Here is a 15,988-nt window from a genome sequence, read left to right on the forward strand (position 1 = left end):
CTGAGCTCTTGGATTATGGCTTAGGGCTTTGCTCATTGTTTCAAGCAGAGTGGTTTTAAGCGGGTCTAGGCCTTTTAGTTTGTCTAGCAACACTTGCACTTGCCCTTTAAACACCAAGACCCTATCGGCCTCCTGTTTAGCCTTGCTGATGAGCTGTTAGATCAAATCGATTTGTTTTAAAGCCAATTGGAAGCTTTGCCCAATTTGGTTATTGTTGCGGATCACCACGGCATTAAAGTCGTTAAAGTAGTTGTTATAGTCGGCAACTAGGTTTTTAATGGTTGTGATTTGGGCTTTGATATAGGTGGCCTGGGCGCGCACTGAGCTGTCCATGATGCTTAGATTATCATAATAATTCTTCACGGCCTGAAAGCTAGAAAGACCCTAGAAATGCCCTGTAAACTCAAATAGATTTGCTCTTTCCAGTTGTCATCCTTGTTTAACGCTTCTTCTAGTTGCGCTAACAAGCCAGTATCTAAATTCAGCACTGGGCTAGGCCCGACTTTTGGGGCGGCCTCTTCAATCTCTGCTGGCTGTGGGGTTGGGGGCAGCTCTTGTAAGTCCTCTCTAGGTTTAAATCCAGCACCAATTTAGCCCGCAAGGCAACTTCTTTAGCCCGCTTCAACACTTCTTTACTTGTGTGCAGGGCTTCTTTAGCCTTATTGATGTTCTCTTGTTGCTCTGCTGTAAACTCTGCTATTTCTTGTGTATCTTCTGCTTCTGCTACTTCTTCTGTAGACTCTGCTTCTTCTTGTGGGGCTGGGACTTGTTGTTCATCATCATTTAGCATGCAAACTCCTTGCTTAAGATTAAAGACTTTCTCAAGGCTAACCAAGATGTCTAGACTTTGGCTAGCCGATCCATTTTGACCTTGAGAGCGGAAAGTTACGCGGTAAGTACCCGGACTAGACTCTTTAAAGAGCATGCAATTACCGGCATAAACGCGCCCATTGCACTCAAAGCTACTATGCACATTAGCGATTGTGCTTGTAGCCCAAATCCTAATAGGGTGCTCGGGCAAGGTCTCCAAACTTTGCGCATAAATTTGTACTTCTAAAGCCATGCCATTAAAGGGCACTAAATTTTGCAACTCTTGGCCTATTTGGCTAATTCGTTTTCTAAGGGGCTAGTGCCGTGGTTCAAATCAATGCGGTTGATGGTGCTAATGATATTGGCAGAATGTGCAGCAATGGCGGATTCATTGCTTGATTGCCCACCACCTGTAAAAAGCTGACATAGGCATTAGCACGGTTGATAGTGGCATTGTCCTTGAGGCTTTTTAGCATGTGCTCTCACATCGGATTAGGGTGTTTAGCATTTGGGCTTCAGTGGCTTCTAGTTGGTGTTTAGCATTGATCGCATCGATCTCTAGTTTGGCTTTAAGTTGGGCATTTTCAAGGCTTAATTTGGCTTGTTCTAAATTGATTTGCAATTCTTGCAAATATAACTTTTCATACTTAATTGCCCCTTGCATACAAAGGTCATTGAGCTCTTTGCTACTGAAGTTTTGGGTTTGCAAAGCTTCTCTTAGGCCTAAGAAGTTTCGGATAAAGCGGTTGAAATTCATAGACCAACCCCAAGCTTGCTATAAGAGGGGCACTGGACAGTGTCGGAACTCTTTTTTCGCTTTTGGGTATCCAACTCTCTTTAAATCTAAAGTGAAGCTACACACGAACAACTCTGCTTTGGCAATTTTGGACCCGAGAGTAAAGGCCGTTTAATACATGGCTAAAAGATGTTTAGCTTCGTGGTAGAGATTCTTTAAGACCCCGATTTTACTACAATTGCTCTCATCTGTGGAGATTTCTAAGAGCAAAGAGAGAACCCCATAAACCACAGCTTGACTAGCAATGAAGGGCAGGGGCAAAAACTCATCTACAGAGTGCACAGGTTCATAAGCGCAGTAGACCACGCTTAAGACCCCCTGGCTTGCTGGGCTTATGCTGATTAAATTGCCCTGGCACCAACAAGCTAAGCTCTGTCGCATTATCTAGGTCCACGCGGTTAAACAGGATTGTTAAACTTAGTCTCCAGCACAGAGAGCAAATAAGGGCACTTCATGAGAAGCACTTATTAGGGGTGATGTCTCTGGTTGTTGGGCTTTGTTTAGTTTAAACTCTACGATGAGTTGGGCCACTATGGTGTTGATGGTGTCGATGATCTCAGCATCGCTAAAGCGCAAATTCTAGTAATTTTGGTCTTTGAGTCTAGAGCGGATATCCTTTAACACAGAATTGACGCTAAATATTTAAAAACTCCAACCCACCAATTCCCCCTCTACAAATTCGAAATAAGGGGGGCTAGAGTGCACGCTGTGCACGCTGTTGAACTCAGCGATGCACAAGAACTCAAAGATTAATTCTTCTTGCTTTTTAGAAGCTTCTTTAGGCATTTTGAAGGTGGTTAAATACTGATCTAAAAGCCGGATATCTAGATCGTTAAAGTCAACTTGTTTGGGGTAATCCTTGTAGTAAAGCACGCCTTCACCCGGACAAACGCTAAACTTCTCATCTGTGTTGAAGGTGTAGAAATCCCCGGGGCATTAATCTCAAGCTCTAATTGCAAATGAGTGCCATTGTATTCGGGTTAAAGTTCCCAATGCGCTTTGATGGCATCAAATTTATTATGCAGCTCAACAACCATGGGCTTGTCAAAGTGCACCCATCGTTTAGAGCCCATCTTAAGCCCTCTCCATAGGGTTAAGGTTGTAAAGCTGTACACTTTCACCAATAGTCTTATTTGCGCTTAAGCACTCATTCTCGCGAGCATTGTAGTGGCACACTTCTTCAAATTGCCTTTGGGCGAGTTTCATTTGTTTGTCGGCTTGTTGGAGCTGTTTGTCAGTCGCCCAAATGCCCACATCTAAATTAGCTAGCCCCAAACCAATGCTAAGCCCTTGTAAACCCACTCCCCCCCCAAGCCATCGCATTAGAGTCTACTCCCCTAAACTGGAGCCTAAATTACCTGAATTACTAGAGAAGGCCTGCATCCCATTTTCAAGGGTGGGTAGGCAGTTGTGGTGGTGTTTAAGGGTTATAGTGGTATCCCCAGTTTGTGCCTTGTCTCTGCTGCTTTGGAGCCATAGACTCCTAAATTCCTAAAATTTTCAAACACAATTTTGCGTGTGCCTACAATGCCCATACAAACTTCCTAGAGATGCGTTTATCAAGTATAAGAAACAAGACCGCCATAAAGTCAAGCCTCCATACACTCTACTACCGTTAAAGTCGAAGCCAAAAGAAACTTGCAGGTTTTGGTACTTGCCCCCTCCCATTTTCCCCCTTAAGAGCTCTTCATCAAATCCAGCAACGCATCTTTGCTGAAGCTTGGGGTGTTTAAGGTGGGGGGTTTTTTGAAGACTTGTTTTTGGCTCACACTCTCTTGGATTGTGCCTAGGGCTTGCTTGATTTGCTCAGTGCTCTCTTGCAAGGCTGCTTTTAAATCTGCTCCCTCTTCTAGCAAATCTAGGGGGCTTGGGGCACTTAGCTCAAGCACGCTTTCGCCTAGATTGATGCTAAGGATGCTGTTAAAAAGGGCTTTGCCCATGAATTGCGCCTTTTGCACCACTTCTTGCACGCTTTCAACGCTCAATGTCTCTAACTTTAGGATTTTTTGGCAAGCGATTTGCAGGGTTTGCAACGCCCCTATGCCCTCATTGATCCCCTTGATTTCGTGGTTAAACTTCTCAATTTTATACGCCTTGTGCTGGGTGTCTAGCATGTCTAAAGACTGCGTGTCTATCTCCCCTAAGTGTTTTTGCAGAGTCTGTAAAATGTCTTGTTTTAACATGTCCATCCTTTGTAGCAAGATACATCCTACAAGCATTTTTTATTCCTTAACACTTGGGGGGTTTTTAGGTATAATGCGGGTCATTTTAAATAGGATTGTCGATGAGATTGATTTTACTGTTGCTCTTATATGTGTCTTTAAATGCCGCTTCTATCCAAATCGTTAAGAAAGAAAGCTCCAAATCCGCCCCCACCCTGCTTTTAATGGGGGGCATCCAAGGCGATGAGCCGGGGGGGTTTAACGCCACGGACATTTTTTTAATGCACTACAAGATTTTGTCTGGGAATGTGTGGGTGGTGCCCGTGCTTAACCGCTACTCCATGCTGCGCAACCATCGAGGGGTGTATGGGGATTTAAACCGCAAGTTTGCCTACTTGAGCCGCAAAGACCCAGAATACCCCTTAATCCAGTCTATTAAAAAAACCATCACTGCCAAAAAAGTGGATGTGATTTTGCACCTGCACGATGGCAGTGGCTTTTACCGCCCCCGCTACATCAGCCCCCTGCTTAACCCAAGACGTTGGGGCAACTCGTCCATTATCGATCAAGACGAACTGCCCGCCGTGCCATTTGGGCATTTAAAAAAAGTATCGCAAGCCATCATTGCCAATATCAATAAATCCTTGCTAAAACCCATCCACCGCTACTATATCCGCAACACCCACACCGCACAGGGCAATATAGAAATGGAGAAGGCACTGACTTACTTTGCCATCAAGCATAAAAAGCCCGCCTTTGCCAACGAGGCGAGCAAAGAGCTGCCCCTGCCTACACGGGTGTATTACCACTTGCTTGCCATTGAGGGCTTATTAAAAGAGCTGGGCATCAACTACAGCAAGGATTTTGATTTGAGCCCCGAGAGCCTTTATAAACTCATCAATGACCCAAGTCTAAGCGTGGTGCTCAACAACAACACCCTATTGCCACTATATGGCCTAAGAGGGCATTTAAACTTCTTCCCCCTGCCCAAAAACACCCCCTTAGAGCAAATCCCTCTAAGCTCTAAAAGCTATATTTTAGGCTTGCTCCCCCGCCATAAGCAAGTGTGGCTCAAATACGGCAATAAATTGATGACCCGCCTACACCCCCTGTATTTGCCCTTTGATGATAGCTTAAAGAGTGTCAAGCTAGAAATTGATGGCAAGTTACAAGAGAGTGCACCGGCTAAAATGGTAGAGGTGCGTAAATCCTTTAAAATCATGCCACAAGAGGGCTATCGGGTGAATGTGATCGGTTACACACATAGGGGGGCAAAAGATGAAGCCGGCTTTAAAATCACCCATAAAGACCTAGACAAACGCTATTCTATAGACACAGAGGGGCACATTTTCCGCATTGAGTTTTATAAGGGCAATGCCTTCAGCGGCATGATGTTAGCGCGCTTTTTATGACCCTTGCCTTTTGTATCCTTAAAACATTAAAAGCCTTAAAACTCATAGACAACGCCCCGCCTTTATGGTGGCCAAATGCCGGGAGTGTTGAGATTGTGCTAGGCGCAATCCTCACCCAACGCACCAAATTTAGCCATGTCCAAAAGAGTTTAGAACAGCTTAAAAGCGCAGGACTTTTAGAGCAAGACCCCACTAAGAGTCTAGAAAATCTAGCCCACACCCCCCCCACCACGCTTGCTCCACTCATTGCTCCTAGCGGGTTTTACAACCAAAAGGCAGGGTACTTAAACACCCTTAGCCAAAATATCCTAAAGGACTTCAACAGCTTTGAAACCTTTAAAGCCGAGGTGAGCCGGGAGTGGCTGTTAGCCCAAAAGGGCGTGGGTTTTGAGAGTGCTGATAGTATTTTAAATTATGCCTGCTTGCGCCCCGTCTTTGTCGTGGATGCCTACACGCATAAACTCTTAGCCACTCTAGGGCTAGAGATGGAGGACTACCACGCCTTGCAAGAGTTTTTTACAAAAGGGCTAGAGCAGGACCTGCCCCAAGTTTTAGCACTTTATGAGAACAAACTAGAGCTAGCGAGCATTTACGCAAGATTGCATGGCAAGATTGTGGCTTGCATGCAAGCAAAAATTGCGCTTAAACCCTACTTAAAGGATTGCGATGATCTTTATTGATGCATGTTTTAGAAAAGAAACCCCCTACACCCCCATTTGGATGATGCGCCAAGCGGGGCGGTATTTAAGCGAATACCAAGAGGTGCGCAAAAAAGCCAAAAACTTCTTAGATTTATGCGCCGATGTCAAATTAGCCACAGAGGTTACCCTGCAACCCATTGAGATTTTAGATGTGGATGCCGCCATACTCTTTAGCGATATTTTGCTCTTGCCCCATAAAATGGGCTTGCCCCTAGAGTTTATCCCTAGCTTTGGCCCCAAATTCACCCAAACCATCCAAAGCCTAGAGGATGTTAAAGCCCTAAAAGCACAGGCTTATAAGGATTTGGGCTTTGTTTATGAGATTGTCGCTAGTGTGCGCTCACGGCTTGACAAATCTAAAGCACTGATTGGTTTTAGCGGCGCGCCTTGGACTTTAGCGACCTATATGTTAGAGGGGCAGGGGAGCAAGACCTACAGCCTCTCTAAAAAAATCCTTTATAGTCAGTCCGCAGTAGCGCACGCCTTGCTAGAAGCATTGAGTGTTGAAATCATTGCTTATTTGGATATGCAAGCACAAGCGGGGGCTAATGCGCTCATGCTCTTTGACTCGTGGGCGGGGGCGTTGGAGTTGGAGGCGTATTTGGAATTTGGATGGAGCTATATAGAAAAAATCACCAAAGCCCTTAAAGCCAAGCACCCTAAAATCCCCTTGATTGTTTTTCCTAAGGGCGTGGGGGCGTATTTGGGGTATTTAAGGGGAGATTTTGAGGTCTTTGGGTGTGGTTGGGGCGTGCCTTTATCCTTAGCTAAAGAGGTGCTAGGCGATCGCTATGTTCTGCAGGGCAACTTAGAACCCGCAAGGCTCTATAGTCAAGGAGCGATGTGTGAGGGCGTGAAGCGCATTTTCAAGGTGATGGGTAAAAAAGTGGGCTTTATTTTTAATTTGGGGCATGGGATGTTGCCCGACTTGCCCCGCGCTCACGCCACCCAGCTCGTGCGCTTGGTGCGCGAGATGAGCCAACGCTAGAGCGCGCTAGACCCTAGAAAGTAAACACATAGTTAATATACCATGAGTAGTGGCGCATGATGGCGATATGTGGTCCAAGTTTTTGAGGGATCATGGGGAATTTGATGCCCGCTTGGATCGCTGAGTGTGTGCCGATTCTCACGCGTCCGCCCGCATTAAAGAGGAATTGAAAGCCAGTGTGCGAGCCCATGTTGCCAAATTGCCAAGTGTTGCCCGCAAGTTGGATACCGCCCACAAGACCAAAAGAGAAGGGGCTGGTGGCGATCAAGTTCACAATCATATCTGCAGCACCGCCGTAGGTGTAAAGGTTATCTTTATCCCTGTTGCTAGTGCCGTATTGTGCGCTGTTGTTCCAATCAAAAAAACCATAGACCTGACCCCCAAACCATTTATTGGCAAAGCCCACGCCCCCAAGTTGGATACCCAAACCATAAAGAGGTGAACCGGTGGTTAGCCCATCTTTATAAATGTCGTTGCTCACTGTATACTTGCCTTGTTGGTAACCAAGACCCATGAAAAAGCCATTTTTTTCATCTGCTTGGGCGACAGACACCGCACTAGTAGCCATCAAGCTAGAGAGAGCTAATCCCTTCATCGTGCGTTTGAAACCAGAAACCATAAGAACTCCTTATAAAAGTTAATGCGGACACACAAGCTAAGAGTGTTCCACTTTTGCTCCAAAAACAAGCGGGGCTAGAATCGGTAAAAACGGTAAATATTGAGTAAACAAGTTTTTTTTAAATGCTACGGAGGACTTTAGAAAAGCTTGGACGGAAAAGCGGATGGCTCCAGATGTAGGATTCGAACCTACGACCAAGCGGTTAACAGCCGCCTACTCTACCGCTGAGCTAATCTGGAACAATTTAAATAACTTAAATAATAAAAACCTTATTCTAGCATTTTTTTTAGGACTTGTCAATAGGTCAGCCCAAAAATATTTTTAATTTTTTAAAGCCCTTTTATGTCTGCACTCAATGGCACTTTTGAGCCACAATGCCGGCCTGCCCGTGATGCAAAAGCACCCAATCTGTCCGATGGCATAACGAGTGCCCAAAGAGCAAATGGTCCCCTTTGACTTGTAAATAAAGGGAGTTGTGGGGAGTTTATTTGCAACCATGCTCTTAAAATGCCTTCCCAAATATGTCCCCATTTGTGTTGCCAGTTGCGCTGTGGGCGGAGTGGGGCGGTTGTGTGTATCCTTAAAAAGCGCACAATCGCCCAGCACAAACACCCCCCGCTTTTCTAACCCCACAGGCTCTAAAAAGCTATTCACCTCCACACGGCTACGCACACTTTGAAACAAGGGCGAGTTTTCTATCACTGCACTGCCCCTCACCCCACAAGTCCAAAAGATGAAATCCGCCTCTACTTGCTCTTGTTGCCCCCCCGCCTCCACAATGACCCCTTTTTCTAAACACTTTAGGATTTTTGCCCCCACTTTTAGGCGCACCCCCAGCTGTTGCAAATATTCTTGTGCCTTGTTGGCGAGTTTAGGCGAGAACATGGGTAAAATCTTAGGCATCGCCTCTAGGCAGGTGAGATTGACCCTGCCTTTAAAGGCATCCGCCAAGGCCCCAACCAGCTCCACCCCGCTAAAGCCAGCCCCGCACACCACAATCTCCAAGGGCTTCTTGCTTGACAGAGCACTTTGCAGTTGTTGGTGCAGGGCATGGCATTGTTGGTAGTTGTTGAGGCTATGCGTGTGCTCTTTGACTCCCGGCACGCCAAAGCTCTCAGGCGCAAAGCCCAGCCCTATCACCAATTTGGTGTAGGCGTATTCTTGTTTGCGCCCCACCACCACCCCCTCTTTGATCTCTAGCACCTCATCTTGCACAAGGCGCACCTCTTTTGGCAAGATCTCCGTGAGGTTCAGGACATGGCAACCGGGCATGCCCGCCACAACATCGTGCAACAAGACCTGCACGCTGTGCTGGTAGGTCTTAGACACGAGCGTGAAAGAGTGGGCTTGCAAAACCTCCTTAGGCAAGGCCTTGATAAACGCTAAACTCGCATACCCAGCCCCCAAAATTAAAATCTCTTGCACCCGACACCCCTACCATTTGATCTTGACAACGGGTTTAATGAAGTTGGCGGGCTTGTCTTTCATCCACGCGAGAGCTTGGGCGATCTCCTCAAACTTGCCCTCTAAATGGTGTGTGATGATGGGTTTGACGCTCAGTTTTTGGGTTTGGAGCAATCTGGCAAGCTTTTCCATGCGATAACGCCCCCCGGGGGTTAAGCCGCCTTTAATCGTCTTATGCCCCATGCCCACATTCCACGCCACGCGTGCGATAGGCAAGACCTCCCCACTGCCAAAATAATTAACATTAGACACCACCCCGCCATTAATCAAACAAGCGCACGCCTCGCTTAAAATGCCCGTGCCCCCCCCAGCGATCAAAATTTTATCCGCCCCCACACCCTTAGTGAGCTCTAAGATTTGCTCTGCCATCGGGGCTTTGCTAAAGTCCACAAAATGAGTCGCCCCATAGTGCTTGTGCGCCACTTCGTATCTAAAAGGCACGCAATCCACGGCGTAAATCTCGCTCGCCCCCATGAGATTTGCCCCCGCTAGTGCCATCAATCCCACAGGACCTAGTCCCACCACCGCCACCCGATCGCCCGGTTTAATCTCAGCTTGCTCGGCGCAATGAAAGCCCGTGGTGATCATGTCACTAAGCATCACTGCATCGGTGATCTCCACCCCCTCTGGCAAATGCCCCAAATTGCCGTCCGCGTCATTGATGTGGATTTTCTCGGCAAACACCCCGTCTTTAAAGTTAGAAAACTTCCAGCCAGAAAGCGCGCCGTGGTCGTGTTGGGCGTAACCCCTTTGTGCCCCTAAAGAGCTCCAATCGGGCGTGATTGCCGGGATAATGACTAAGTCTCCTTCTTTAAAATCCTGCACCAAATGCCCCACCTGCAAGACCTCCCCCACACCCTCATGCCCTAAGAACATGTCAACACGCTCGCCAATGCCCCCCTCATAGCAGGTATGTAAATCCGAAGTGCAGGGCGCAACCGCCAGCGGGCGCACAAAGGCATCGTGTGGCCCCAACTCCAGCTTTTGACGCACGGGCACCACACACTCCAAAGATTCTTTCTCAATGATCCCCACCTTACCAATGCCTAACATCGCAAAACCCTTCACCATAAAGACCTCCATTATTGGTTTCAAACAAGAGATTATAGCAGTTTAAGGTAAAGGGCTGTGGACACACTGCCTTTTAAAGCATAAAAATCTAAGTACTAGCCTTTGATCGTCTTTTTGATTCTTGTTACTGCCTTTTGCAATTCTTTAAAAACATCTGTGCCATGTTTGAGGTTGATGGGGAATTTTTCGGGTGCTTGTTCGTTTTCAGCGTGTTCTAAGGTGATTGTCGCCGTTTGGCTGTCTGCAAAAATTGCAAAACCATTGATCGAAAATTGGCGTACTTGTTTGCCATTTTCGTATTCCTCGCTGATTTGATACAAGGACATATCCATGTTTTGCTTGCAACAACAATACAAGGCATAGCCCAAAAGATCAAAGGCTTTTTCTGAATATTTTTTCGTGGGCAAGAGGTGGGCTTGCAACACTTGTTGTGTATCCTTATCTTTTAAAAAATAAATCCGCCCACACTCTTTACCCTCTTCTTTGTTGATCCAATCAAATAAATCTTTTTGTTGGAGCAAGAGTTGCTCCCACCACGCCCTCTCTGTCAGCGTCCAAGAAATCTCCACCAGTTGTTGTTCCCGATTTGATGTGTAATTCTTAATGATGCCCTGCATTTTATGGGCTAAATCACCTTTTGGCACACTCAAGAGATTGTCTAAGAGTTTATGGAGGGCATTTTTAGGGTATTTTTGGGGCTCAAAGGGTTCTTTTTCAAATAATCTAAAGACAATTTGGCGGTGGCGGAACATCCCCATTCTATGGCGGTTGCCAAAAAACTGATTGGTGGCATCGATGCTGTAATCCCCAAAACACAACAACGCCCTTTGCAATAAGCTCAACGGGCATGCCTTCTTAGTAAAAAACTCGTTAAAAATTTCCATTGTCAGCGTGGCGTAATCTGTAAATTTTTGTAGGTTGTCTTTGCCATCCACCCGGCTAAAGTCTAGCAAAAAGCCCACATAGCCCACCAAATACGCATGTTTGCTTGTTTTATTTAAAATCCCCTCCCACGCCCTATCTGTACAAATCAGACGAGCTTTCCTTTGCTCGAGTGTAAAGACTTTTTGGTGAAAGAAGGTGTCTAAAGGTTTAGTTTGAGACAAGAAGGCATAGAAACCCTCCTTGCAAGAAACCCCTACAGCGATGGCTTTAAACAAGTCGAAGAATCCGTGCAGATCGTCATTGCTGTCTAAAAGATGGTTTTCGACAAAATGCTTACACACACGGGCATATTCTTGCAAGTTTGCCTCCAAGCACGCCTGCTTGTCGATTTGAGCCAAGGCTAAGAGGGCAAAGAAATAGGCAACCTTTTTATGTTCTAATTTGGTTTCTTGGGCACATCGATCTTTGCTATCCTTTCTTTGTACTTCAAAAAAACTAGGACCATTGATGGACAAGAAACCCAATTCTTGGCATTGTGGCAACAGCTCTTGAATCGTGCAATCCAACACCTTTAAATTTTCCTCATTTTGTAAAAACCGATATGTGTGGTCAATGGTGCGCTCTGTATCCAAAAATTGTTCTATGGTTCCCTCTTCTTTTTCTAGCTTCTCTAGAGCAAAAAAGGCATTTGCGTAATGCAAAAAATGAAAAAAACGCTGGTCAAATCGATCGGGTTTTTTGGAATCAAAAAAATAATCGCTCCAATCGTTGTCAAGCACATTGAGCCATTGTTGATCGATAGGGGCTTGCTCTATAAAAGCTTTGAGTTGTTCAAACTTGCTGAGTAATTTTCCCCTCGCATTGAGCTTGATGTACAGATCATCGCCCAAACCAAATTTCTTCATGTTGATCACACTAAAAGAAATGCCCCTCAGTTTCTCAATATAATTTTCTAGGACTTGTGGGCTTTTTTGATCCAAAGCATCGTAGAGCAGATCGAGCATGTGGACAATGGCTTTGATGGTGGGGTCGTTTTCGCGATCTTTGGCATCCCCAAAAGTGCCTTCCTTGTCCTCAATCATTTCGCTAGGCTTGATCTCTAGACTAAATTCCTCCTCTTCTGCCAAAAGTTTTTCACAAAATTCTTTAGAGCTTTCCCTGGTGTGGTAGGTGAAATGGCTTAGCACTTCTTTAATGTCTTCTAACCGTCCCGCTTTCTTAAACAAGAGAAAATGTAAAAGCCATAGCGTGGTGATGCGCTGTTGCCCATCGATGAGCTTAAACACCTCTGCATCTTGATACCCATAGACCAAATCAAGATGCAGGGTCTGCTTTTTGTCTTCTAAAACTTGAAACAGCGCATTTAAAAACTTTGTGGCAATGTCTTTTTGCGATTTTCTCCCTTGTGCATAATCTCGCTGGAGCATGGGTACTTCTATGCATTTGATCTTTTGCAAGTCTTCAGACTCCAAAAATTTGAAATCCAAAAATTCTAAGAAGGTGATCGGTGCTTTCATTGTTCCTCCTCGCTATGCCCATCAGGGGCAACCTTATGCAAATATTTTTTCATCTCCTCTAGGTAGTCCTCTTGATCTTTTTTTGTAAAAATAGAAGTCTCGCGCTTTTCCTTGGAAAATTCCTTTCTAAACACCTCTCTTGTACCAATGGGGATGAGTTTTTGTTCATCATCGAGTTTGGCAATCGCGGCTTGTTTGTTTTTAAAAATGAGGTTGCCTAGAGCACTGTTTGAATTTTTATCCAACAAAGTGAGGTTTTGCAAACCATGTAAATCCTCATCTGCAAGAAATGCATCGTCTATGTCGTCTAACAACCGCCTTTTTTCTAATGTTCTTGCAAATTTCTCCAAAGAGGGCGGTTTTTTAAAAAAATTGTCAATGTTTGTCTTGAGTTTGCCCTCATCAAGGTGTTTTCTTATCTCTTTGAGCCAATCGATGATCTCTTGCTGCTTAGCCTCATCTAAATGCTCTAATTCCTTTTTAGACACAACACTTTCTGAGTTTTGGGCATAAATGTGCTCTAAACTCCATTGCTCCAAAACAAAGCGGTTAAACTGGAAATAACCAAAATTCTTTTCAATGGAATACTCTATATTAAAGAGCAAGAGGAGGGCAAATAAATTTAATCTATCGCCCGTATTGCTATAGCTCAATTCATCCATCTTGTCGATCGCAGAACGCATGTTTGTCTTGATGGTGTTCAAAAGTTCTGCAGCAAACTCATTTTTCTTTTTATGCAGATTCCACACAGCGTATAGCTCAGAGATAGGAAACCCTCTTTGGACCAAAAACCCTAGGTAGTGAAAAATTTGTTTATCCTCCTTCTTACCATTCTTTTCTTTCCTTGACGCAAAACCTTTCAAATTATCGATCGCTTTCTCAAGCTTAGACCACTCCTCTGCCATCTCTTTATTTTTGTATTTGGTGTAGAAATAATCAAAGAGTGTGCATTTTTCTGTGCTAGGCACAATGGCTTTAAGATAAACCCTAATTCTTTGCAAGTCATCAGAGAGAGAATATTTTTTAATTTTTTTGACTTTAGCCCCCTCTTTGTTTGGCTCCACCTCCTCCACTTCCTCCATGATGTCCTTAGCCTCGATGCGCTCTAGCACACAATAAATAAAATCTCCCTCATTCCTAGCCTCCTTCTCAGCCTCATACCACTTCTTAGCCCGCTTCTCTACCTCTCTTTCTGTCTGTGCCCCTTTGGGTTGTGCTAAAAACAAGGCTTTGATGTTCTCGGCTTCTGCTAGGGGGATTTTCCCGCTATTTAAGCGCACGAAGACTTCCTTTTCCTCATCGATGCTTTCATGCCAAAGCACCTGACAGCACCCAAGCAAGGTGTTTAAAAAATTTTGTTTCTCATCTTCGCTCTTGTTTTCAAAAAACTTTTCAATGCTACAATAAGCTTTCTTGAAATGGTGAAAATCAATGTTAAGACTTTCATTTTGTAGAGACGGCTTGTGGATATTTTGTAAAAACTCGGAGCTCTTTGCCCTTGTTGCATAATCAAGGCTAAACAAATTGGTATTACTGAGGTATTTTACGATTAAGAAAATCGTGGTGAGCCGTTGTTGTCCATCGATGACATTATATAACTCTTTGGACTCTTTAGACTTTTTAACCACAATGGGTTGCAGGCTATAAAATTCCTCTTGGTCCTTGTTTTCCTCCATGAAATCTACAATGTCGCTAAGTAGAGTTGTCACCTCTTTATCCCCCCAGCGATACCCCTTCTGATAAGCCGGGATTTTAAAAGAACGCCCTTTTAAACCACCGATAAAAAGCAAATGATCCATACCAACTCCACATACAAAGAATGGCGTATTCTAGCACATGTTTCTATGGGTGTGGGGGCATTTTCTCTGCCTAAACCCGGCTGCTGTGTTGCAGAGAGATTTAACCGTTCTTACAAACCTATAAAACCGCATAAAATCCTATAAAATCCTATCAATAGAAAAAAATTTTAGCGGTTTTTGTTGTATTCCTGTTTCCACCATGCTGGTTACTAAGCCATTCTTTGCAAAACAACCTAATAGAGCTGTCATGTCCGCAGGCGTAAATTCAGTGGGAACTCCACTTACTAAATGCTTCACTAGATTGACACTAGCGTTAAAATCTCTATCCACCACAACACCGCAAACACCGCACTTATAAACTCTATCATTTAGGCTTAAGTCTTTTTTGACACTGCCACAGCTGGAACAAGTCTTAGAGCTCGGGTAAAAAGTGTCCGCCCGTAAAATTTCCCGCCCATAATACTTTGCCTTGTAGTCTAAAAGCGTGTTAAAGGCAGATATGCTGACATCACTTAGGGCTTTAGCTAGTTTAGAGTTTTTAAGCATATTTTTGACTTTTAAACTCTCTAAACAAAGGGTTTTAGCGTGCCGCACTAGGGCGGTGCTTAAGTTTGTGTAAAAAGTTATTACGGGTGTTGGCTATACGGGTATGCAATCGATTCAGCCGCAAGCTGGCTTTAAGAAAATTAGCGGACTTCTTAATCCCGTCATTCTTGGTTTTCGAATGCCGTTTTTTGCTAAGTTGTCTGCTAAGTCTTTTAAGCCGTCTTGCGAGCCTATTTAAGGGCTTGGGGGCGAAAATCTGTAAGCCATTAGATAGACTAGCAAAAGCCTTTATTCCTGTGTCAATACCTAGAGTGTGGTTGTTTGCTATGGGCTTATGGGTGCGGTGAAACTCCTCTTGTGTGGTGTCTGTTTGGATTGAAACATAGAATTTATTGCCTCTTTGCGTGATGGTCGCCCCATTGATTTTGCCTTGCAATCTTAGCCTTTCAGTCATTTTGATTTTGGGCAGGTTGGGGATTTTAAGATAGTCTTTTGTGCTGCCTTGAATGATTTTTATTTGGTTGCCCCCAATGTAAAAGCTCCCCTGATATTCTCTTTTGCGTTTAAAACGGGGGTAACTGACTTTACCCAATTTTAAATCTTTAAAGAACTTTTGAAACGCTAGGTTTAAGTGGTTAAATGGCTGTGCTGTAGCGTATTTGGACACTTCATAGACAAAGGGAAACTTCTCTTTTTTGCAAGCGTTAAATTCTTTCTTTAGGGCAAAGTGGTTAGATTTTATGCCCTTTTCGTAGTTTCCTTCCACTTGGCTAGTCCCCAATTATAGGCAAGTCTAGCACACCCAAACGCCTTTTTAAAGTGGGTCTTTGCTTTGTTGTTGGGTTGTAATTCAATCTTGTGGCTTAGGGCAAACATTGCGGTTATTTTAGCAAATTTTGGGGTGTTTTTGGCGGTGATAATTATATAAAAAATTTGCATAGTTTTATAGAATTTTATAGATTTCATCTTGCTGTTTCTAGCCCCACTGACAACAGAACTTACCGCTGATTTAATCGCACTGCCCATGGCTTGACAAGTCGACTTTAAGCCACTTACCACGCTCAAAAAACTTAAGATGTTTGGGCAAGTTTTTGCCCCACAGCTTTAGCCTCCCATGTAGCCTAGCCACCCACAGCCATGCCCACTGGTCCAAAGATTGAGCCGATAACCATAAGCACACTCTTGCCCGCAGCCACGCCCACAATGCCCGCAAGGGTG

General features: G+C 44.6%; 15 protein-coding genes, 1 tRNA gene and 1 pseudogene. 3 read left to right on the plus strand and 14 right to left on the minus strand.

What is annotated here, in order from left to right; genetic code table 11:
• Positions 1 to 156: 156 nt before the first annotated feature.
• From AOG36_RS01685 to AOG36_RS01710, 7 genes are all read right to left on the minus strand, one after another.
• Positions 157 to 363 (minus strand): hypothetical protein, encoded by a 207-nt coding sequence (locus AOG36_RS01685; RefSeq protein ID WP_053825395.1) that lies wholly within the window; start codon positions 361 to 363, stop codon positions 157 to 159.
• A gap of 118 nt (positions 364 to 481) precedes the next feature.
• Complete coding sequence (locus AOG36_RS08750; RefSeq protein ID WP_015106049.1) at positions 482 to 1,090, minus strand: hypothetical protein; 609 nt, start codon at positions 1,088 to 1,090, stop codon at positions 482 to 484.
• A gap of 189 nt (positions 1,091 to 1,279) precedes the next feature.
• Positions 1,280 to 1,567 carry a hypothetical protein gene (locus AOG36_RS08755; RefSeq protein ID WP_015106050.1) on the minus strand — a complete coding sequence of 96 codons (288 nt, stop codon included), beginning with the start codon at positions 1,565 to 1,567 and terminating at the stop codon, positions 1,280 to 1,282.
• A 150-nt stretch (positions 1,568 to 1,717) separates the two neighbouring features.
• The gene (locus AOG36_RS01695) at positions 1,718 to 1,987 is read right to left on the minus strand and encodes a hypothetical protein (RefSeq protein ID WP_053825396.1); all 270 of its coding nucleotides are present in this window, start codon (positions 1,985 to 1,987) and stop codon (positions 1,718 to 1,720) included.
• 261 nt (positions 1,988 to 2,248) lie between these two features.
• Complete coding sequence (locus AOG36_RS01700) at positions 2,249 to 2,479, minus strand: hypothetical protein (protein ID WP_015106053.1); 231 nt, start codon at positions 2,477 to 2,479, stop codon at positions 2,249 to 2,251.
• A gap of 201 nt (positions 2,480 to 2,680) precedes the next feature.
• On the minus strand, positions 2,681 to 2,929 hold the full coding sequence (locus AOG36_RS01705; protein ID WP_015106055.1) for a hypothetical protein: 249 nt from the start codon (positions 2,927 to 2,929) through the stop codon (positions 2,681 to 2,683).
• 353 nt (positions 2,930 to 3,282) lie between these two features.
• Positions 3,283 to 3,789 carry a flagellar FLiS export co-chaperone gene (locus AOG36_RS01710; protein WP_015106056.1) on the minus strand — a complete coding sequence of 169 codons (507 nt, stop codon included), beginning with the start codon at positions 3,787 to 3,789 and terminating at the stop codon, positions 3,283 to 3,285.
• Between the two features lie 101 nt (positions 3,790 to 3,890).
• Here AOG36_RS01710 and AOG36_RS01715 point away from each other — a divergent pair, with 101 nt between their 5' ends.
• From AOG36_RS01715 to hemE, 3 genes are read left to right on the plus strand one after another with little or no spacing between them, the layout of a single operon-like run.
• A complete protein-coding gene (locus tag AOG36_RS01715; protein ID WP_015106057.1) occupies positions 3,891 to 5,180 on the plus strand; it encodes a M99 family carboxypeptidase catalytic domain-containing protein in 1,290 nt (429 codons plus the stop codon).
• The gene (locus tag AOG36_RS01720) at positions 5,177 to 5,860 is read left to right on the plus strand and encodes a 3-methyladenine DNA glycosylase (RefSeq protein ID WP_015106058.1); all 684 of its coding nucleotides are present in this window, start codon (positions 5,177 to 5,179) and stop codon (positions 5,858 to 5,860) included. Before AOG36_RS01715 ends, AOG36_RS01720 begins: the two co-directional genes overlap by 4 nt.
• Entirely contained in the window at positions 5,847 to 6,869 is a 1,023-nt protein-coding gene (gene hemE / locus AOG36_RS01725) for a uroporphyrinogen decarboxylase (protein ID WP_053825397.1), read from the plus strand. The genes AOG36_RS01720 and hemE overlap by 14 nt, the downstream gene beginning before the upstream one ends.
• Before the next feature lie 13 nt (positions 6,870 to 6,882).
• On the opposite strand, the gene AOG36_RS01730 is transcribed toward hemE, so the two are convergent.
• From AOG36_RS01730 to AOG36_RS08760, 7 genes and pseudogenes are all read right to left on the minus strand, one after another.
• Positions 6,883 to 7,488: an outer membrane protein gene (locus tag AOG36_RS01730; RefSeq protein ID WP_053825398.1), complete on the minus strand. Its 606-nt coding sequence runs from the start codon at positions 7,486 to 7,488 to the stop codon at positions 6,883 to 6,885.
• Positions 7,489 to 7,652: 164 nt separating this feature from the next.
• Positions 7,653 to 7,727 (minus strand) — tRNA-Asn (locus AOG36_RS01735).
• A gap of 82 nt (positions 7,728 to 7,809) precedes the next feature.
• Positions 7,810 to 8,913, minus strand: a complete 1,104-nt coding sequence (locus tag AOG36_RS01740) for an NAD(P)/FAD-dependent oxidoreductase (RefSeq protein ID WP_053825399.1) — start codon at positions 8,911 to 8,913, stop codon at positions 7,810 to 7,812.
• A 9-nt stretch (positions 8,914 to 8,922) separates the two neighbouring features.
• Positions 8,923 to 10,023: a zinc-binding dehydrogenase gene (locus AOG36_RS01745; RefSeq protein WP_015106062.1), complete on the minus strand. Its 1,101-nt coding sequence runs from the start codon at positions 10,021 to 10,023 to the stop codon at positions 8,923 to 8,925.
• 95 nt (positions 10,024 to 10,118) lie between these two features.
• A complete protein-coding gene (locus tag AOG36_RS01750; protein ID WP_015106063.1) occupies positions 10,119 to 12,425 on the minus strand; it encodes a DUF262 domain-containing protein in 2,307 nt (768 codons plus the stop codon).
• Positions 12,422 to 14,224 (minus strand): DUF262 domain-containing protein, encoded by a 1,803-nt coding sequence (locus tag AOG36_RS01755; protein WP_015106064.1) that lies wholly within the window; start codon positions 14,222 to 14,224, stop codon positions 12,422 to 12,424. The genes AOG36_RS01750 and AOG36_RS01755 overlap by 4 nt, the downstream gene beginning before the upstream one ends.
• Before the next feature lie 138 nt (positions 14,225 to 14,362).
• Positions 14,363 to 15,646, minus strand: a pseudogene (locus AOG36_RS08760) (RNA-guided endonuclease InsQ/TnpB family protein).
• Positions 15,647 to 15,988 lie beyond the last annotated feature (342 nt).

Origin of the sequence: Helicobacter heilmannii (assembly GCF_001283065.1) — a bacterium.
Taxonomy (GTDB): Bacteria; Campylobacterota; Campylobacteria; order Campylobacterales; family Helicobacteraceae; genus Helicobacter; species Helicobacter heilmannii.

What these genes read in the sequence shown, in the direction of transcription:
- AOG36_RS08755 (WP_015106050.1), bottom strand. Translation starts at nt 1,567, where the DNA reads ATGAATTTCAACCGCTTTATCCGAAACTTCTTAGGCCTAAGAGAAGCT.
- AOG36_RS01695 (WP_053825396.1), bottom strand. Translation starts at nt 1,987, where the DNA reads ATGCGACAGAGCTTAGCTTGTTGGTGCCAGGGCAATTTAATCAGCATA.
- AOG36_RS01705 (WP_015106055.1), bottom strand. Translation starts at nt 2,929, where the DNA reads ATGCGATGGCTTGGGGGGGGAGTGGGTTTACAAGGGCTTAGCATTGGT.
- AOG36_RS01710 (WP_015106056.1), bottom strand. Translation starts at nt 3,789, where the DNA reads ATGTTAAAACAAGACATTTTACAGACTCTGCAAAAACACTTAGGGGAG.
- AOG36_RS01715 (WP_015106057.1), top strand. Translation starts at nt 3,891, where the DNA reads ATGAGATTGATTTTACTGTTGCTCTTATATGTGTCTTTAAATGCCGCT.
- AOG36_RS01720 (WP_015106058.1), top strand. Translation starts at nt 5,177, where the DNA reads ATGACCCTTGCCTTTTGTATCCTTAAAACATTAAAAGCCTTAAAACTC.
- hemE (WP_053825397.1), top strand. Translation starts at nt 5,847, where the DNA reads ATGATCTTTATTGATGCATGTTTTAGAAAAGAAACCCCCTACACCCCC.
- AOG36_RS01730 (WP_053825398.1), bottom strand. Translation starts at nt 7,488, where the DNA reads ATGGTTTCTGGTTTCAAACGCACGATGAAGGGATTAGCTCTCTCTAGC.
- AOG36_RS01745 (WP_015106062.1), bottom strand. Translation starts at nt 10,023, where the DNA reads ATGGTGAAGGGTTTTGCGATGTTAGGCATTGGTAAGGTGGGGATCATT.
- AOG36_RS01750 (WP_015106063.1), bottom strand. Translation starts at nt 12,425, where the DNA reads ATGAAAGCACCGATCACCTTCTTAGAATTTTTGGATTTCAAATTTTTG.
- AOG36_RS01755 (WP_015106064.1), bottom strand. Translation starts at nt 14,224, where the DNA reads ATGGATCATTTGCTTTTTATCGGTGGTTTAAAAGGGCGTTCTTTTAAA.